20 protein-coding genes are annotated in these 18,085 nt (G+C 64.0%); 10 read left to right on the top strand and 10 right to left on the bottom strand.

The window, feature by feature from the left end; all coding sequences use genetic code 11:
• Window positions 1-62 precede the first annotated feature (62 nt).
• The gene (locus WH367_RS18440) at window positions 63-665 is read left to right on the top strand and encodes an isochorismatase family protein (protein ID WP_021025856.1); all 603 of its coding nucleotides are present in this window, start codon (window positions 63-65) and stop codon (window positions 663-665) included.
• Between the two features lie 220 nt (window positions 666-885).
• On the opposite strand, the gene WH367_RS18435 is transcribed toward WH367_RS18440, so the two are convergent.
• On the bottom strand, window positions 886-1,524 hold the full coding sequence (locus tag WH367_RS18435; protein ID WP_021025857.1) for a C40 family peptidase: 639 nt from the start codon (window positions 1,522-1,524) through the stop codon (window positions 886-888).
• A 499-nt stretch (window positions 1,525-2,023) separates the two neighbouring features.
• On the opposite strand from WH367_RS18435, the gene WH367_RS18430 reads away from it, so the two are divergent.
• From WH367_RS18430 to WH367_RS18415, 4 genes are all read left to right on the top strand, one after another.
• A complete protein-coding gene (locus tag WH367_RS18430) occupies window positions 2,024-2,467 on the top strand; it encodes a GFA family protein (protein WP_339537160.1) in 444 nt (147 codons plus the stop codon).
• A 61-nt stretch (window positions 2,468-2,528) separates the two neighbouring features.
• Window positions 2,529-2,918: a hypothetical protein gene (locus WH367_RS18425; RefSeq protein ID WP_339537159.1), complete on the top strand. Its 390-nt coding sequence runs from the start codon at window positions 2,529-2,531 to the stop codon at window positions 2,916-2,918.
• Window positions 2,912-3,418, top strand: a complete 507-nt coding sequence (locus WH367_RS18420; RefSeq protein ID WP_339521213.1) for a DUF523 domain-containing protein — start codon at window positions 2,912-2,914, stop codon at window positions 3,416-3,418. Before WH367_RS18425 ends, WH367_RS18420 begins: the two co-directional genes overlap by 7 nt.
• A complete protein-coding gene (locus WH367_RS18415) occupies window positions 3,408-4,091 on the top strand; it encodes a DUF1294 domain-containing protein (RefSeq protein WP_339537158.1) in 684 nt (227 codons plus the stop codon). The genes WH367_RS18420 and WH367_RS18415 overlap by 11 nt, the downstream gene beginning before the upstream one ends.
• 10 nt (window positions 4,092-4,101) lie before the next feature.
• Here the strand turns inward: WH367_RS18415 and mnmH are convergent, their stop codons facing one another.
• From mnmH to WH367_RS18385, 6 genes are all read right to left on the bottom strand, one after another.
• Window positions 4,102-5,154, bottom strand: a complete 1,053-nt coding sequence (mnmH, locus tag WH367_RS18410; RefSeq protein WP_339537157.1) for a tRNA 2-selenouridine(34) synthase MnmH — start codon at window positions 5,152-5,154, stop codon at window positions 4,102-4,104.
• Window positions 5,155-5,496: 342 nt separating this feature from the next.
• On the bottom strand, window positions 5,497-6,027 hold the full coding sequence (locus WH367_RS18405) for a GNAT family N-acetyltransferase (RefSeq protein ID WP_027010647.1): 531 nt from the start codon (window positions 6,025-6,027) through the stop codon (window positions 5,497-5,499).
• Entirely contained in the window at window positions 6,020-6,634 is a 615-nt protein-coding gene (locus WH367_RS18400) for a helix-turn-helix domain-containing protein (protein WP_339537156.1), read from the bottom strand. The genes WH367_RS18405 and WH367_RS18400 overlap by 8 nt, the downstream gene beginning before the upstream one ends.
• Before the next feature lie 109 nt (window positions 6,635-6,743).
• The gene (locus WH367_RS18395; protein ID WP_339537155.1) at window positions 6,744-7,490 is read right to left on the bottom strand and encodes an aldolase; all 747 of its coding nucleotides are present in this window, start codon (window positions 7,488-7,490) and stop codon (window positions 6,744-6,746) included.
• Window positions 7,491-7,654: 164 nt separating this feature from the next.
• A complete protein-coding gene (locus tag WH367_RS18390) occupies window positions 7,655-8,293 on the bottom strand; it encodes a 3-oxoacid CoA-transferase subunit B (protein ID WP_021025866.1) in 639 nt (212 codons plus the stop codon).
• Window positions 8,294-8,303: 10 nt separating this feature from the next.
• Window positions 8,304-9,005 (bottom strand): CoA transferase subunit A, encoded by a 702-nt coding sequence (locus WH367_RS18385; protein WP_021025867.1) that lies wholly within the window; start codon window positions 9,003-9,005, stop codon window positions 8,304-8,306.
• A 91-nt stretch (window positions 9,006-9,096) separates the two neighbouring features.
• On the opposite strand from WH367_RS18385, the gene WH367_RS18380 reads away from it, so the two are divergent.
• On the top strand, window positions 9,097-9,687 hold the full coding sequence (locus tag WH367_RS18380; protein WP_021025868.1) for a PAS and helix-turn-helix domain-containing protein: 591 nt from the start codon (window positions 9,097-9,099) through the stop codon (window positions 9,685-9,687).
• A 43-nt stretch (window positions 9,688-9,730) separates the two neighbouring features.
• Here WH367_RS18380 and WH367_RS18375 read toward each other — a convergent pair whose 3' ends face one another.
• Entirely contained in the window at window positions 9,731-11,011 is a 1,281-nt protein-coding gene (locus WH367_RS18375; RefSeq protein WP_230776782.1) for an NAD(P)/FAD-dependent oxidoreductase, read from the bottom strand.
• A gap of 117 nt (window positions 11,012-11,128) precedes the next feature.
• Between WH367_RS18375 and WH367_RS18370 the strand changes: the two genes are divergently transcribed.
• Window positions 11,129-11,818 (top strand): DUF4336 domain-containing protein, encoded by a 690-nt coding sequence (locus WH367_RS18370; RefSeq protein WP_339537154.1) that lies wholly within the window; start codon window positions 11,129-11,131, stop codon window positions 11,816-11,818.
• Between the two features lie 12 nt (window positions 11,819-11,830).
• On the opposite strand, the gene WH367_RS18365 is transcribed toward WH367_RS18370, so the two are convergent.
• Window positions 11,831-12,256, bottom strand: a complete 426-nt coding sequence (locus WH367_RS18365) for an Lrp/AsnC family transcriptional regulator (protein ID WP_116924455.1) — start codon at window positions 12,254-12,256, stop codon at window positions 11,831-11,833.
• A gap of 163 nt (window positions 12,257-12,419) precedes the next feature.
• Between WH367_RS18365 and WH367_RS18360 the strand changes: the two genes are divergently transcribed.
• The 3 genes from WH367_RS18360 to katG all read left to right on the top strand — a co-directional run bounded on the left by WH367_RS18360 (window position 12,420) and on the right by katG (window position 17,018).
• Window positions 12,420-13,514 carry an ornithine cyclodeaminase gene (locus WH367_RS18360; RefSeq protein ID WP_339537153.1) on the top strand — a complete coding sequence of 365 codons (1,095 nt, stop codon included), beginning with the start codon at window positions 12,420-12,422 and terminating at the stop codon, window positions 13,512-13,514.
• Window positions 13,498-14,484 carry an arginase gene (gene rocF, locus WH367_RS18355; RefSeq protein ID WP_339537152.1) on the top strand — a complete coding sequence of 329 codons (987 nt, stop codon included), beginning with the start codon at window positions 13,498-13,500 and terminating at the stop codon, window positions 14,482-14,484. Before WH367_RS18360 ends, rocF begins: the two co-directional genes overlap by 17 nt.
• Before the next feature lie 326 nt (window positions 14,485-14,810).
• Window positions 14,811-17,018, top strand: coding sequence for a catalase/peroxidase HPI (gene katG, locus WH367_RS18350; protein ID WP_339537151.1), 2,208 nt, complete (start codon window positions 14,811-14,813; stop codon window positions 17,016-17,018).
• A 61-nt stretch (window positions 17,019-17,079) separates the two neighbouring features.
• Here the strand turns inward: katG and WH367_RS18345 are convergent, their stop codons facing one another.
• Window positions 17,080-18,036, bottom strand: a complete 957-nt coding sequence (locus WH367_RS18345) for a LysR family transcriptional regulator (RefSeq protein ID WP_021025875.1) — start codon at window positions 18,034-18,036, stop codon at window positions 17,080-17,082.
• Window positions 18,037-18,085 lie beyond the last annotated feature (49 nt).

Raw genomic sequence — 18,085 nt, 5'->3', positions numbered from 1 at the left:
CCCCTCCCACGCCTGCGCCACGCCGCCACAGCAGCCGCTCGCCGCCACAGGTAAAATGCCGCATGCTTATAGATTTTGAAGAATCCCAGCTGGTGCTGGTTGACTACCAGGAAAAACTGATGCCCGCCATTTTTGATGGCGCGCAGGTGTTGAAGAACGCCACCCTGCTGGCCCAGGTAGCCCAGCAGCTGCAGGTGCCCGTGTTCGGCACCGAGCAAAACCCCAGCAAGCTCGGCCCCAATGCGGCGCAGCTGCGCGGCCTGTGCAACAAGACCTTGGCCAAGATGTTCTTCAGCGCCGTGCCAGAGGGCCTGAACGAATGGCTGCGCCCTCCCGCCAAACCCCAGGGCGGCAATGCCCGCAGCCTGCCCAAGCACCTACAAAAACCGCAGCAAGCCGCGCCTGAGCGCAACAGCATCATCATTGCCGGCTGCGAGGCCCATGTCTGCCTGCTGCAAACCGCGCTGGAGTTGCTCGAAGACGAGTTCGATGTCTGCGTGGTCACCGATGCCTGCAGCAGCCGCACCGAGCGCAACCGCGATGCCGCCTTTGACCGCCTGGCCGGCGCCGGCGCCGAGCTGGTCACCACCGAGATGGTCATCTTCGAATGGCTGCGCAGTTGCGAGCACGAAGACTTCCGCGAAATCTTGCAGATGGTCAAGTAAGACCTTGCTGGATCCTGTCCAGCCAGTCGCCCACCCAGGCTGTCCCAGAGACAGCCTTTTTTTCGCCGGTACTTCGTGCCGTTTCTATATATAGAGGGGTGCAGGACTGAGGCCCTCCCCCCCACGACGCAGACCAGCCAACCGCACCGCGCAGGCCACAAAAAAGCTTCCCGAAGGAAGCTTGGTTCGTTTGCAGCGCCTGCTGCAGATGACTTGGCGCTCAGTTCACGCGCATATTGGCTTTGGACATCACGCGGCCGATCAGGTCCTGCGCTTCCGCACCATCGAGGTTGACCTGCTGCATCAGCTTGGTGCGCGCCTCGTCGCTCAGCTCCACACGGCGGGCGCCGTCAAAGCGCTTTTCCCAGTAGGCAATATCCATGCTCTCGACCCGAACGGTCTTGCCGGTGCGGGGTGAGTGGATGAACTTGCCATCCCCCATATAGATCCCCACATGGCTGAAAGCCCGGCGCATGGTGTTGAAGAACACCAGATCACCGGGCTTGAGCTCCGCTTTTTCAATCTTGTCGGTCGCAGCCGCCTGCTCTTCTGCGCGGCGCGGCAGGATCTTGCCCCAGCTCTCCGCATACACAGCGCGTACCAGACCACTGCAGTCAAAACCCGTCTCTGCGCTGTTACCGCCACGGCGGTAAGGCACACCAATGAGGCTCAGCGCATTGCTGATCAGCACATTGGCCTGGTCCTTGACCTGGTGATGCACCGAATCGAGCTTGGACAGACTGCTTTGGCCAATGCCCAGCAGCAAATCCAGATCGGATGGCTTGTGTTCGCTCTCGGGGGCGGCATGTGCGCTGACAGACGCGGCGACGATGAGGGTGCAAATCCATTTCGGTGACATAGCGGGCGACTTTAGCACGGTTTATTTTGAAGACAATTCATAAATATGTAACAAAATCCAAACCAGTTATTCCCCAAATTACCGGGGTTTTCCCGTGGAATTTTGTGAAATTATGCATGAGCTTTGGCTTAACCACTCCATAACCAATTGTTTTTATTGATTTTCCGCAATTCATCAAGCTTTCACACAGAACCCTTGGTTGTTTCTATATGCAACCATAGTTACTACGCCAAAGACTGTAAAGATATTCCTACAGGCCTGCCTGCTCAGCGCCCGCTTTCGCTTGTTGACAGTTATGCAAGACTCATGCCACCCAGGCGCACACGGGGGAGCTGTGATGCAGTACAGCGACAGCTCCCCTCGCCCACTTCCTTCCAGGTCCTGCCCATGCTCATCCACGGCACATGCCATTGCCAGGCGGTTCGCTTTACCGCCTTGATCGACCCCAGCCAGGGATGCTCTGCAAAACCCTCGCCAAGCGGGATGGGCGCGGATCGGGATGAGCCGCAAGGCGTCTTTTGCAGTCAATAGCGAGCTATTGACAAGGAAGACAACGCAGCGGATCGCCCGAGCCCGCGTTCAGACCACGGCAGGGAGTTTTGCAGAGGATCCCTGGGTCAGCGTATGCCATTGCAGCGACTGCCAGGTGCTCTCGGGCGCACCGATGCGGGCGATTGCCAAAGCCGCGATCACCGATTTCTCGCTGCAAGGCGCCGTACAGACCTATACCAAGACCGCGCAAAGCGGCCAGCGCCGCGACCAGGTCTTCTGCCCGGTTTGCGCAACGCCGCTGTATGGCTGCGCCGCACAGAACCCGGAGTTCGTGGTCATCCGCCTGGGCTGCGTGGAAGAGCGCGCGCAGCTGCCGCCACAGCGGCAGATCTGGACCGCATCAGCGATGCCCTGGCTGGCTGATTGCGTGGCGCCATCCGGGGCTGCATGATCGCAGCAGATCTGCTGCAGATCTGCTGCAGGCCGCAGCCTGGGTCTGCGACAATCGCCAAATGCCTCGCCAGTTTGAATTTGCCGACTCCGAAATCAGCCGCATCCACCCCACTGCGGGAGGCTGCAGCATCGAATTCTCAGCAGCGCTGATCAGCGAGCGCCAAGGGAGCGAGACCCAGCGCTGCTACAGCAATGGCCTGCGCCTGGTGCTGACCCCCTGCCCGCCCACACTCGCACACGAAACGCAAGCCTTTGGCTTGCTGGCCGGCGGCTGGCTGCAGTTGGGCCAGCAACGGCTCAGCACGCTGCCAGTGCCCAGCGATTACCAGGCAGAGGCGCTCAGCCTGCAGCTGCAATTTGCCAATGGTCTGCAATTGCAGCTGAGCGGCAGCAGCCTGCGCTGCGAGGCCAGCGCGCAGGCACAGCAGGTGGAGCTGCTGGCATGCTGAGGCCCGCGCTCCCCAAGGTGCTGGTCAGCGGCTGCCTGCTGGGCCAGCCCGTGCGCTATGACGGCAGCCACAAATGGGCGCAGCATGCGGTGCTTGACCGCTGGCTGGCACAGCAGCAGGTGGTGAGCCTCTGCCCCGAGATGGCGGCTGGCCTGCCCACGCCCCGCTTGCCCGCCGAAATCGTTGGCGGCACCAGCATCGCGGTGCTGCGCCATGCCGCCCAGGTGCGCGACAGCGCGGGCAACGATGTGACCGACGCCTTTGTGCATGGTGCGCACCTGGCGCTGCAACTGGTGCAGCGCCATGGCATCCGCGTGGCGGTGCTCAAGGAGTTCAGCCCGACCTGCGGCTCCAGCCAGATCTATGACGGGCAGTTTGCCGGCCGCACCGTGCCCGGCGAAGGCCTGGCCTGCAGCCTGCTGCGCCAAGCGGGTGTTGCCGTTTTCAGCGAGAACCAATGGGAAGAAGCCGCTGCGCAGCTGGAGGCCTATGCTGCTTGAAGGCACCCTGCAATCCTGGAACGATGAGCGCGGCTTTGGCTTTATCGCCCCCGATGGCGGCGGCCCCCAGGTGTTTGTGCATATCTCCGCCTTCCAAAACCCTGCCGCCCGGCCCCAAGCCCGCCAGCGGCTGAGCTATGTGCTGGACAAGCCCGCAGGCGACAAACCCCGGGCCAGCCGCGCCCGCGTGCTGGGCGCCAGCACACCGGGTGCATCAGCATCGCAGTCACCACATGCCACTCGCCCACGGGCCGCAGCGACGCGCCCTCAGCGCCAGGCTGCCAGCACCGCCAGACCAGGCCCATCCGGCGGCGCAGCCCTGCTGTTCATCCCCGCATTGGCCGCGCTGCTGCTGGTCCTCGGCCTGAGCTTTGGCTCCACCTGGCGCGCTGCAGGCTGGTATCTGCTGGCTTCGCTGGTCACCTTTGCCTGGTATGCCTGGGACAAGGCTGCCGCGCAGCAAGGGCATTGGCGCACCCCGGAGAAGCATTTGTGGCTGCTGGGTTTGCTGGGCGGCTGGCCGGGCGCCTTGCTGGCCCAGCGCTGGCTGCGCCACAAATCCAGCAAGCGGGATTTTCTGCAGGTGTTCTGGCTGACGGTGCTGCTCAACCTGGTGGCGCTGTGCCTGCTGTTTTCGCCACTGGGCCAGCGGCTGGGGCTGCCAACGTTCTAAAGCCGCAGGCCTAAACAGCCAGCTGCCGGATCTGCGCGGCCAACTCGCCAATGCGCGCATCCGACAGGTCATCGGTCTGCAGGCTCTGGCGCGCGGCCCAGCGGGCAAAATTGCGCGCCTGGCTGCGCTCGTAATGCGGGTCGTAGTGCAGGTCCATCAACTCGGCAAACAGCGGCGCGAGCTCGCCTTGCGCTGCCCAGCCTTGCCAGCGGCCCACGACTTCCTTGCCTTGCAGCTCCTTGAGGTAACCGAGCTTGGTGGCCAGCACACCGGCATCGGCACCCAGGTAGGCATAGTCGCGCAGCAAATAGGCCAGGCGGGCTTGTGCGGATGCCTGCACCTCAATGACCGGCGCTTGGCGCATATGCTCGACCAGGGCCATCGGCACGGAAATGCGGCCAATCTTGGCGCTTTCGCCTTCGATAAACACCGGGCGCTCCAGATCGAACTGGCCGATCTGCGTGGCCAGCAAGGTCTCAAAGTGCTTCTGGCTCGGCTGCTCCACGCCAGGCAGCTGGCCCAGCAGCGAGCCCTTGTGGCTGGCATAGCCTTCCAGGTCAATCACCTGCGCGCCCTGCTCGGCCAGCGCATGCAGCACCCGGGTCTTGGCGCTGCCGGTAGCGCCGCAGAGCACCTGCAGGCGCAGGCGCGGCACCAGTGACTCCAACCGCCCGATCACATGGCCGCGAAAGCCCTTGTAGCCGCCGGCCAGCTGCTGCGCATCCCAGCCCACCAGGCGCAGCCAGGTCACCATCGAGCCGCTGCGCAGGCCACCGCGCCAGCAATAGACCAGCGGCTTCCAGTTCGCGGGCCGGTCGTGGAAGGTATCGTGCAGGTGGCGGGCCAGATTGGCGCTCACATAGGCAGCGCCCAGGCGCTTGGCCTCAAACGGACTGACTTGCTTGTAGATGGTGCCGATCTGGGCGCGTTCTTCGTTGCTGAGCACCGGGCAGTTGATCGCTCCGGGAATGCGGTCCAGCGCGAATTCGGCAGGGGAGCGGGCGTCGACAATGGTGTCGAACTTGTGGATGTCGCTGATGCGAACAGGCTGGCGATGGGACATAAGGCAGATGCTGGCAGCGAAGTGCCATTCCAAGGATCAGGGCAAGTGCCGCGGGCAACCCAGAGGTTGCGCGGCCACTGCGCAGAGTGATCGAGCCTCGATACAGCCATCGCAAGCCGGTGCGGTCGATTGACCAGCGCCGGGCCTGCGCTGCGCGAAAAAAGTGATTATCCCATGGCAGCGTGGGCTGCTGTGGGTGGCGCACGGCTAGTGGTGCACGGCCAGTGGCGCACGGCGAGTGGCGCACGGCCAGTGGCGCACGGCCAGTGGCGCGCGGCAAGCGGCGCGCGGCTAGCGGTGCACGGCCAGCGGCGCGCGGCCAGCAGTGCGCGCCCAGCAGCCTCAGCCGTCTACCGGATTCGCCGGCGTTTGCAGCAGCAACTGGTACAAGGCCAGGTCCAGCCAACGCCCAAATTTAAAGCCCACCTGGGGCATCAGGCCGACGGACTTGAAACCCAGCCGCTCATGCAAGGCGATCGAGCCGGCGTTGTCCGCATCGATCGCGCCCACCAGTGCATGCACATCCTGCTTGCGCGCCTCGTCGATGATGGCCTCCATCAGCTGCAGGCCCAGGCCCTGGCCGCGCTGGTCGGCGCGCACATAGACCGAATGCTCCATCGTGTACTTGTAGGCTGGGTAGGCGCGGAAGGCGCCATAGCTGGCAAAGCCCAACAGCTCGCCGGCGGCATCCTCAACACCAATCACCGGGTAGCCGCCCTTGAGCTTGGCGTCAAACCAGCTACGCATATTGCCCGCATTGCGGGGCTGGTAGTCATACAGCGCCGTGCTGTTGACGATGGCGTCGTTCAGAATCGCCAAAATTGCCGGCGCATGCCGGTCGTGGGTGCAGCGCACCCAGTGTCTCTCAGTCATCCATCTCTCCAGGAAAAACCACAGGCAAGGCCGGCAGGCTATCACCCAGCGCCGCTAGCGCCAGCAAATAGCGGGCGGGCTCGGGGCCGGGATTGCTAAATACCAGGGTTTGGTCGAGCACCATGGCCAGGCAATCGCCTGCCTGCAAATGCCAGCTTTGCGTGCCCAGGCTCAGCTGCAGCTCGCCTTGCAGCAGCCACAGCTGCTGGTGCAAGGGCTGGCTGCGCAGGCCGTTGTCAAAAGCCACGCGCTGGCCGGGCGGGAACACCACCTCCACCATCTCAAACGGCGCAGGAAACCCCACCGGGCTCAGCTGCCGGCGCTCATAACCGGTCGCAGGGTCGCGCCAGCGCGGCTGCGCATCTGCGCGCGCCAAGGGCTGCGGCGGCTGTGCCTGGCGGTCATCGGCAAACAGCGCTGCCAGCGGCACCTGCAAGGCCTGGGCCAGCTTGCCCAGCACTGCGGCGGTGGCACTGGTCTGCCCGCGCTCGATCAAAGAAATCATCGAGCGGCTGACACCGCTGCGCTGCGCCAGCACCTCCAAGGTGTGGCCACGCTGTTTGCGCAGGGCACGCACCTTGGCAGAGAGCAATTCGTCAACCGTCATGCATCCATTTTAACAGAAATTAATTCCTGTATATTGGATTTTTGAAACCGCGCACGACTCTTGCCGTATCGTTAATGGCGCGACGGACAAGAGAAATATGAGGGGAGTGTCAGGGAATCTGGCGACGAAGTGCCTCAAAGAACAGCGTCGACTGCAGGCGCTCGCCATTGGCCTGCTCGGCCACGCGCGCGGCCAGTGCCGGATCGCAGGGCGCCAGCGGCACACCGGTCGACTGCGCCAGCACCTGGGACTGGCAGGCACGCTCCAGGTAGTACAGATCGTCAAACGCATAGTCCATGCGTTCACCGCAAACGATGATGCCGTGGTTGCCCAAAAAGCTGATGTCCGCACCCTGCATGGCCTGTGCAATGCGCGCGCCCTCGCTGTCGTCCAACGCAAAGCCGTTGTACTGCGCGTCAATGGCCAGGCGGCCGTGGAAGCGCATGGCGTTCTGGCTCAGGGTGGTGTCCAGCGCGCGCTGCGTCGTCAGAGTCAAGGCGGTGGCATAGGGCATATGGGTGTGCAGCACACAGGTCTTGCGTGCAATGCGGTGCACGGCGGCATGGATGAACATTGCGGTCGGCTCAACCACATGGCCGCCAGCAACCACGCTGCCCTGGGCATCGACCATCACCACATCGTCCGCCTGGATCTCGCTCCACATCAGGCCGCGCGGGTTCAACAGAAAATGCTGGCCATCAGGCAGCGCCATGCTGAAATGGTTGCACACGCCCTCCCCCAGGCCAAAATGCGCAGCAGCCCGCAAGGCCAGCGCCATGTCTTCGCGCATGCGCAGCACATCGGGGCGGATAAACAAAGGGTGGGAGAGATCGGCGGGCGCGAAGGGAGCGTTCATGGGGCTGAAGATTCTTTGCAGGGATATGCGCAGTATGTCGTCTGCGCCCTGGCCCGGCAATGGGGAAAGCGACAGCCGCTGCCCGCCCATGAAAAAAGCCCGCCATCGGTCGATGGGCGGGCCCGCTCGTGCTGTGCCAGCCCGCAAGGGCTGGGCGGCTGCGCTTACTGGATCAGGCTGACGCCGGTCTTGGACTGCACGTCGTCAAAGCTGACTTCGGGAGCCAGCTCGACCACCTTCAGGCCTTCGGGCACCACATCGAACACACCCAGATCGGTGATGATGCGGTCCACCACGCCCACGCCGGTCAATGGCAGGGTGCAGTCCTTCAGGATCTTCAAGTCGGTGGTGCCGTCCTTCTTCTTGGCTACGTGTTCCATCAGAACAATCACGCGCTTGACGCCGGCCACCAGGTCCATCGCGCCGCCCATGCCCTTGACCATCTTGCCTGGAATCATCCAGTTGGCCAGGTCACCCTTTTCAGACACCTGCATGGCGCCCAGGATGGACAGGTTGATCTTGCCGCCACGGATCATCGCAAAGGACTGGTCCGAGCTAAAGATGGACGAGCCGGCAATCGTCGTCACCGTCTGCTTGCCGGCATTGATCAGGTCGGCGTCGATGGCTTCTTCCGTTGGGAAGGGGCCGATGCCCAGCATGCCGTTTTCCGATTGCAGCCACACTTCCTTGTCACCGGTGTGGTTGGCCACCAAGGTAGGAATGCCGATACCGAGGTTCACATAGAAGCCGTCTTCCAGCTCTTGCGCCGCACGTGCGGCCATTTGGTCTTGGGTCCAAGGCATGACTGGCTCCTTAGTGCTTTTCGGTAATGGTGCGCTTTTCGATGCGCTTCTCGGGAGTGGCGTTGAGCACCAGGCGGTGCACATAGATGCCCGGCAGATGGATCTCGTCGGGCTTCAGGGCACCGACTTCAACAATCTCCTCGACCTCGACGATGCAGACTTTGCCGCAGGTCGCTGCTGCCGGGTTGAAGTTGCGTGCCGTCAGGCGGAACTGCAGGTTGCCGCTCTTGTCCGCGCGCCAGGCCTTGACCAGCGATACGTCCGCGACGATGGAGCGCTCCATCACATAGGTCTCGCCATCAAACTCGCGCAGCTCCTTGCCCTCGGCCACTTGCGTGCCCACACCGGTCTTGGTGAAGAAGGCGGGGATGCCGGCGCCGCCAGCGCGCATCTTCTCGGCCAGGGTGCCCTGGGGGGTGAACTCCAGCTCCAGCTCGCCGGCCAGGTACTGGCGCTCGAACTCCTTGTTCTCGCCCACATAGGACGCGATCATCTTCTTGATCTGGCGCGTCTCCAGCAGCTTGCCCAGGCCAAAACCGTCCACACCGGCATTGTTCGATGCCACCGTCAGGTCCTTCACACCGCTGTCGCGCAGCGCTTCGATCAAGGCCTCGGGAATCCCGCAAAGGCCAAAGCCGCCCACGGCCATTAACTGCTTGTCTGCCACCACGCCTTTGAGCGCGTCCGCAGCACTGGGGTAGATCTTATTCACACTTGTCTCCTGATAAGAAGGGCTTGTTTCGCCAATCAAGCATACTACGTATTAGGATACGTAGTATTTCGTAAAGGGGACAATTTTTGCCATGGCAGTGACACCACTCGACTACCGACAAGCCTTCGAAATGGCGCCTGTGGGCCTGGTGGTGTCCCACCGGCGGGTCATGATCGACTGCAATGAGCAGGTCTGCGATATGTTCCGCACCTCGCGCGAGCTGATGATGGGCCAGTCCTTCCAGATCCTCTACCCCAGTGCCGACGAGTTCGAGCGCCTGGGCCGGCGCATCGCGCCCATCATGGGCGCGCACGGCCTGTACTCGGACAACCGCATCATGAAGCGCGCCAATGGCGAGATGTTCTGGTGCCATGTGATGGGCCGCGCCTTCAACCGCGAGGACCCGCATGAAGGCGGCGTCTGGAGCTTTGAGGACCTGAGCGCGCTGCGCCCGGTGCGTGCCGAGCTCACGGCCCGCGAACGCGAGGTGGCCGCCCATCTGCTCGAAGGCATGACCAGCAAGGAGATTGGCCGGGGCCTGGGTATCAGCCACCGCACGGTCGAAATCTACCGCACCCGGCTGATGCGCAAATATGGCGCCGATTCATCGGCCGAGCTGGTGCAAAAGCTGCTGGCTGGCGGCAGCTCGCTCGATATCGTGCTCGGGCCGGACGATATCTGAACGCCACGCAAAAAACTGCCTGGACCTGCCAGGCAGTTCTGCATCAATGCAGCTTCATGCGGCCCGATACGCGTTGCTGCAGCAAACGGGCCAACGCCAGCACCGCCGTCTTGCCGGTGCCCAATATGGCGCGGTGGTGCATCAGGTGCAGGGACATATACATCCACTTGGCAATGAGGCCCTGCACAAAGAAGTTCTTGCCCGAGAGCCCGCCCATCAGATTGCCCACGCCCTTGTTGTCGCCCAGCGAGACCAGCGAACCAAAGTCCTGGTAGACAAACACTTCGTTGAACGAGCGCTCCTTGAGCGCGGCAAACAGCAGCTTGCACAAATAGCTGCCCTGCTGGTGCGCCGCCTGCGCGCGGGCGGGCACGGTCTTGCCTTCAGTCCAGGTGGCAGCGGCGCAATCGCCCATCGCATAGATGCGGCTGGCACTGGTGCGCAGGTGGTCGTCCACGACAAACTGGTTGATGCGGTTGACCTCCAGCCCCAGGCGGGCATTGCTGTCGGCGGCCTTGATGCCCGCGGCCCAGACGATCAGATCGGCCGGCACCTCGCCGTTGGAGGTGATCACCTGGCCCTGCGCCAGCGACTGCACGCGCGTACCGGTCATCACCCGCACGCCCTTGCGCTCCAGCGCCACACGGGCCTGCTCCGAGATGCGGGGCGGCAGCCCGCCCAGAATCCGCTCGCCGCCTTCGATCAGGCTGATATCGAGCCTAAAGCGCTGGCTGTCCGACAGGCTCTCGAGCAGCATCTGGTGCGCCTCGATCAACTCGGCCGACAGCTCCACGCCGGTGGCACCGGCGCCCACAATGGCGACGGCCAGCGAGCGCGGCTCGGCATACGAGGCATGGGCGCAGGCGCCAAGCCAGTCGGCATGGAAGCGCTGCGCGTCGCGCACGCTCTCGAGCAAATAGGCATGCTCAATGCCAGGCGTACCAAAAGAATTGGAGCCGCTGCCCATCGCCAGCACCAAATGCTGGTAGCTGATGACGCGCTCGGGCACCACCTGCTTGCCGGCATCGTTGATCACCGGTGCCAGCACAATGCTTTGCTTGGCGGCATCGAGCCCCATGCATTCGCCCATCGCAAAACTGAAATGGTTGCGGCGCGCCAGCACGGTGTAGGACAGGCCTTCCTGGTGCGCATCCAGCGTGCCAGCGGCCACTTCGTGCAAGGTGGGCTTCCAGATGTGGAAAGGCATCTTGTCCACCAGCAAGACGCGCTCGCGCCCTTCGCGCGCGCCCAGTTTGCGCCCCAGTTGTGCGGCCAGTTCCAGTCCGCCTGCACCGCCGCCCACAATCACCACGTCATAGTGCATGTACGATTCCTCAAAAGATGGCTGCCATTGTTGACCATTGCCAGATTTTCTGCACCTGCGCGCCCGGATTCACAATGAAAATCCAAGGCATTCCCCTCCACTGCAACCAGGCCCACCATGCTTGAACGGATCACCGACGACCTCTGGAGCGCCACCCAACAGATCAGCGTGCACGGCCTGCCGGTACGCACGCGCATGACCGTTGTGCGCCTGCCCGGTGGCGCGCTGTGGCTGCATTCGCCCATTGCGCCCACGCCCACGCTGCGCGCAGCGCTGGATGCCCTGGGCGATGTGCGCTGGATCGTTGCGCCCAACCGCATGCACAATCTGTTTGCCGGTGCATGGCAGGCGCATTACCCGCTGGCAGCGCTATGGGGCGCAGCGGGCCTGGCGGCCAAACGTCCCGACCTGCCCCAGCTGCAAAGCCTGGACCAGGCATTGCCCGCAGCCTGGCAGCCCGCTTTGCAGATGCAGGCGTTTGCAGGCCTGCCCATCCTGAATGAATGCGTCTGGCTGCACCAGCCCAGCGCCAGCCTGATCGTGACCGATGTGCTGCAGTACTACCCGCAGGATCTGTCGCTGTCGGCGCGCCTGTTCAACAGCCTCAATGGCACGCGCAGCCGCCTGGCGATGCCGCGTGCGCTGCGCTTTGCGATCCGGGACCGTGCCGCTGCCAGCGCAGCCGCCGCCCACATCTGCGCCTGGCCGGTGCAGCGCCTGGTGCTGGCCCATGATGCGCTCATCACTGAAGACGCTCAGCAGCAACTGCATCAGGCGCTGGCATTTTTGCTGAGCGACAAGCCCTGAACAGAAGATCGCTCAGGACACCCGAAAACTCTCCAGGTGGATGCTGGTCTCGCTGTTGCTGATGCCCTTGATCAGCCGGATGCGTTCGAGCACCTGGGACAGCGCCTCCAGGCTGGCCACCTGCAGCTCGGCGAGCAGATCCCAGCGGCCATTGGTGCTGTGCAGCGCGGCGACGCCGGGCTCTCCAAGCAAGGACGCCATCACGCGCCGCGTGTCATTGCCGGTGATCTCGATGCTCATCCAGGCGCGCAGCACGTCGGGCTGCACGTCGGGGCGCAGGCGCACGCTGTAGCCCACGATCAGGCCCTCGCGCTCCAGGCGGTCCATGCGGTTGGTAACGGTGCCGCGCGACACGCCCAGCTTGCCCGCCAAGGTGGCCACGCTCTCGCGCGCATTCTGGCGCAGCAGGCTGATCAAGGCTTGGTCAATATTATCGATATGCACAACGAGGCCTGACAAATTGCTCTGAATACTGTCATTTTCTACCATTTTTTGCACTTTGCTTTATGGCCACTTGGACAGACACTGTTTGCAGACACTGCGGCACCGCCTTGGGGCTTGCGCAGCGGGTCGCGATAACGACAAACCAGGAGCCATCACCATGACAACCCACCCCGGCCAAGTTGACTTTCTTAGCACCGATGCCGCTGCTGCGCTGGTGCAGCGCGTGGGCCTGACCGAACTGCTGCGCGGCTTGGTCAGCGCGCTGGAGCAGGATTTTTCTCGTTGGGAGGATTTTGACAAGACTGCGCGCCTGGCCCAGCACACCCCCGACGGCGTGATGGAGTTGATGCCCGTGGCCGATGCCAGCCACTTCGCGTTCAAGTATGTCAACGGCCACCCCAAGAATCCGCAGCTGGGCATTCCGTCGATCATGGCCTTTGGCGCGCTGATGCGGGCCGACACCGGCGCGCCCATTTTGCTCAGCGAACTGACCTTGACGACCGCCTTGCGCACCGCCGCCACCTCGGTGATGGCCGCCAAGCTGCTGGCGCGGCGCAGCAGCCGAACCATGGCGCTGATCGGCAATGGCTCGCAGAGCGAATTCCAGGCGCTGGCCTTTGTAGGCCTGCTGGGCATCCAGTGCCTGCGCCTGTTTGACATTGACCCTGCCGCCACCGACAAGCTCATCCACAACCTCAGGACGCAAATCCCCGGCGTGCAGCTGCAGCGCTGCAAGAGCGCGGCCGAGGCGGTGCAAGGGGCCGACATCGTCACCACGGTCACGGCCGACAAAGCCAATGCGACCATCGTCAGCCGTGCGATGGTGCAGCCCGGCATGCACCTGAATGCGGTGGGGGGCGACTGCCCCGGCAAGACCGAGCTCGATGCCGCGATCCTGCCCGACGCCAAGGTCTTCGTTGAATTTGCGCCGCAAAGCCGTATCGAAGGCGAGATCCAGCATATGCCCGAGGACTTTGCCGTGACCGAGCTGTGGCAGGTGCTGCGCGGCGAGCAAGCGGGCCGCCAGCACGAGGACGAGATAACGGTGTTCGACTCGGTCGGCTTTGCGCTGGAGGACTACACCGCGCTGCGCTATATGCATGCGCTGGCCCGTGAGCACCAGCTGTTGCAACCGCTGGCGCTGCTGCCACAATTGCGCAATCCGAAAAACCTGTTTGAGCTGCTGCTGCCGCCCGCCCGCCCCAACGACCCTGCCCCCACCCAAGCCCACCGCCATGCCATCCCTGCCTGACCTGAGCGCCGCTCCGCTGCACACCCCCGCCACCCCCATCAGCCTGATCGGCGTGCCCACCGACATCGGTGCCGGGCGCCTGGGCGCCGCGATGGGGCCCGATGCCTTGCGCGTGGCGCAGCTGGGGCCCGCCTTGACGGAGCTGGGTTACGAGGTGCGCGACCTGGGCAACCTGGCGGGCCCGGCCAACCAGCGCAAGCCGCGCGATGCCGGGCATGGCGATCTGCGCAACTTTGCCGAAGCCGTTGCCTGGAACCAGGCGGTGCACGACGCCGTGCATGGTCAACTAGCCGCAGGCCGCATGCCCTTGATGCTGGGCGGCGACCACAGCCTGGCGGTCGGCTCGATCAGCGCCGTGGCGCGCCACTGCCGCGACACCGGCAAGCGCCTCTTTGTGCTCTGGCTCGATGCCCATGCGGACTTCAACACGCCCGAGACTTCTCCCTCGGGCAATATCCATGGCATTCCGGTGGCCTGCCTCTCGGGCCTGGGCCCGCGCGAGCTCACCCACCTGGCCGGTTTTGCACCGGCGCTGGGCCCGCAGTCGCTGTGCCAGATCGGGCTGCGCAGCGTGGATGCGCAGGAAAAGCATTTGATCAAGACCCACAACATCGATGTGTTCGACATGCGCGCCATCGATGAGCTGGGCATGCGCGAAACCATGCTGCGCGCACTGGCGCCGCTGGCCGGCTGTGACCCGAGCCAGACCCATCTGCACCTGAGCTTTGATGTGGATTTTCTCGACCCCGAGATTGCCCCCGGCACCGGCACCACCGTGCGCGGCGGCCCCAACTACCGCGAAGCGCAGCTGTGCATGGAGATGATTGCCGACACCGGCCTCCTGGGCTCCATCGATATCGTCGAGCTCAACCCGGCGCTCGACCTGCGCAACCAGACTGCCGAGCTGGTGGTGGACCTGGTGCAGAGCCTGTTTGGCAAAAGCACCCTGGTCAAGGATGTGCGCGGCTGAGCACTGACGGCGCGGGCCTCTGCCCGCGCATACCGCCTGATCGGCGCGAACGCTTGTAGGCATTGTCTGACGGCCATGGCTTGGGAAGCAATGCTGTAATGGCCCCTGTCTGCCTTCTCTTGCGCCCGTCCGCACCGCGCGCCTGCGGTGTGTGTGATTTTTCTCAATCACCGCGTTGCGGATATTCAATCGGCGCAAGCGTGCTGGGCAGACCCAAGGCGTTCATAATAAAAAACCATGGAAACCGGTGCATTCATCGGAATTTCCTTATTTCGGATACCCGCGCGGTATCTGGCGTCCCGTCAGCTTGAACCGGAGAACCCCACATGACCACAGAATCCAAGTGCCCCTTTCACAGCGCCACTGCACGCAACAGCGAGACGGCTGCCCAAGGCAATGGGACGACCAGCCAAAGCTGGTGGCCCAACCAGCTGCGTGTGGACCTGCTCAGCCAGCACCATCCTGACAACAACCCACTGGGCGCAGACTTCAACTACGCCGACGAATTCAAGAAGCTCGATTACGAAGCCGTCAAGCGCGACCTGCGCGCCGTCATGACCGACTCGCAGGACTGGTGGCCGGCCGACTTTGGCCACTATGGCCCGCAGTTCATCCGCATGGCCTGGCATGCCGCTGGCACCTACCGCGTGCAGGATGGCCGGGGCGGCGCAGGCCGGGCGCAGCAGCGCTTTGCACCGCTCAACAGCTGGCCGGACAACGTCAATATCGACAAGTCGCGCCGCCTGCTGTGGCCCATCAAGCAAAAATACGGCAACCAACTCTCCTGGGGCGATCTGATGATCCTGTGCGGCAACGTCGCACTGGAAACCATGGGCTTTCGCACCTTTGGTTTTGCCGGTGGCCGCGTCGACACTTGGGCACCCGACCAGGATGTGTACTGGGGCGCCGAGAAGGAATGGCTGGCCACCAGCGACAAGGCCAATAGCCGCTACAGCGGTGAGCGCGACCTGGAAAACCCGCTCGCTGCCGTGCAGATGGGCCTGATCTATGTGAACCCCGAAGGCCCGGATGGCAACGGCGACCCGATCTCGGCGGCACGCGACATCCGCGAGACCTTTGCCCGCATGGCGATGGACGATGAAGAAACCGTGGCCCTGATCGCCGGCGGCCACACCTTTGGCAAGACCCATGGCGCTGGGGAAGCGAGCCATGTGGGCGCCGAGCCCGAGGCCGATGGCATCGAAGCCCAGGGCCTGGGCTGGACCAGCAGCTTTGGCTCCGGCTCGGGGCGCGATGCGATCACCTCGGGCCTCGAAGTGACCTGGACGCAGACCCCCGCGCAGTGGAGCAATTTCTTCTTCGAGAACCTGTTCAAGTACGAATGGGTGCAGGAGAAAAGCCCTGCCGGCGCGATCCAATGGGTGGCCAAGGATGCGCCCGATGTCATCCCCGATGCGCATGGCGGCCCGAACAAAAAGCCCACCATGCTGACCACCGACCTGTCGCTGCGCCAGGACCCGGCTTATGAAAAGATCTCGCGCCGTTTTCTGGAAAATCCCCAGGCCTTTGCCGAAGCCTTTGCCCGCGCCTGGTTCAAGCTGACCCACCGCGACATGGGCCCGCGCAGCCGCTACCTGGGCCCGGAAGTGCCAAAGGAAGAGCTGGTCTGGCAAGACCCGATCCCAGCTGTCAACCACCCGCTGGTCAATACCGATGATGTGGCCAGCCTCAAGGCGCAGGTGCTGGCATCGGGCCTGACGGTGCAGGAGCTGGTGGGCACGGCCTGGGCCTCGGCCTCGACCTACCGCGGCTCGGACATGCGCGGTGGCGCCAATGGTGCCCGCATCCGCCTGGCCCCGCAAAAGGACTGGGAGGTGAACCAACCCGAGCAGCTGGCCAAGGTGCTGGGCGTGCTCGAAGGCATTCAGCGCAGCTTCAACAAGGCCGCCGATGGCGACAAGCGCATCTCGCTGGCCGACCTGATCGTGCTGGCGGGCAATGCCGGTGTCGAAAAGGCCGCTGCCAATGCCGGTGTGCCTGCCACCGTGCCCTTCCACGCTGGCCGCAGCGATGCCACGGCCGAGCAGACCGATGCCGCATCCTTCCAGTACCTGGAGCCCAAGGCAGACGGTTTCCGCAACCACCTGCAAGGCCGCTTTGCCGCGCCGGCCGAGGCGCTGCTGATCGACAAGGCCCAGCTGCTGACCTTGACCGCGCCGGAGCTCACGGTGCTGGTCGGCGGGCTGCGCGCCATCAACATCAACACCGCAGGCAACCAGCAAGGCGTGCTGACGGCCAAGCCCGGCACCTTGAGCAATGACTTCTTTGTGCACCTGCTGGACATGGGCACGCAGTGGAAGCCTCAGGAGGACGGCAGCTTTGTCGGCGTGGACCGCAAGAGCGGTGCCCAGCGCTGGACGGCCAGCCGCGCCGACCTGGTCTTTGGCTCCAACGCCATCCTGCGCGCCGTGGCCGAGGTCTATGCCCAGACCGGCGCCAAGGAAAAAATGGTCAAGGACTTTGTCTCCGCCTGGACCAAGGTGATGGAGCTGGACCGCTTTGACCTGAAGTAAGCCTCCCTGCCCCACCCAAAGGCGCCCGCCCATCCCTGCCGCAGGGATGGGCGGGCATTTTTCATGGTGGGCTCGCCTTTGCCGCTGCAGCGCCCAGCCATTTGCCGCTGGGCCAGCCGCCCGAGGCAACGGCCGCCGCCAAAATCTCGCGCAGCACCGCCAAGGTGGCGCGCACCGGCCTGGTCATGCTGCGGTTGGCCGCGTAGGCCAGCGCAATTACCCGCTTGAGCTCGGGCTCGGTCAAGGGCGCGCCCTCCAGCCTGCCGGCTGCCAGGTCGCTGACCACCGCAATCGGCGGCAAGATGGTGTAGCCCAGGCCATCGATCACCACGCTGCGCTGCACCGGCAGCGCATCGGTCTCCACGCAGATGTTGAGCTGCAGGTTCTCCAGTGCGCAGGCATGCTCGACCAGCAGGCGGATGCCATGCGGGTTGCTGGGCAGCACCAGCGCGCGGCGCGCCATATCGGCCATGGGCACGGCCTTGGCGCCGGCCATGCCGCAGCCCTTGGGCCCCAGGCCCCACAGCTCTTCTTCGATCAACGGCTCCAGCACCAGGTCGGGATGCTTCTCGGCCGCATACAGCAAGGCCACATCGACCTGGCCGTTGGCCAGCCAAGGCCGCAGCGTGCCCGCATAGGCCACGGTCAAGCGCAGCTTGATGCCCGGGTAGCGGCTGGCCATCGCCGCCACCAGCGCGCTGGAGACCACATCGCAGGTGCTGGGCAAGAGGCCAATGGTGACGAGACCCGTCACCTCTTCTTGCGTGCCGGCCAGCTGCAGCCGCGCTTTTTCCAGCTCGCCAAAGGCGCGGCGCGCATAGCTGGCCAGCTCCTGGCCCTGCTCGGTCAGCACCATGCCATGGCGCTCGCGCTCAAACAGCGCGCAGCCCAGGTCTTCCTCCAGCAACTTCAGCTGGCGCGACACCGCCGGCTGCACCACATGCAGCAGCTCCGATGCGCGGGTCACGCTGCCGGTGTCGGCGACGGTCAGGAAGGCCTTGAGTTGCTTGAAATCCATGCTGCAGCCTCGATCAGATTGCGTGATAGTGGTATCAAAAATGGTGATT

This window comes from Comamonas sp. MYb21 (assembly GCF_037479395.1).
In the GTDB taxonomy this organism is placed as follows: Bacteria; Pseudomonadota; Gammaproteobacteria; order Burkholderiales; family Burkholderiaceae_C; genus Comamonas.
This window is presented reverse-complemented; position numbering and strand designations above follow the sequence as displayed.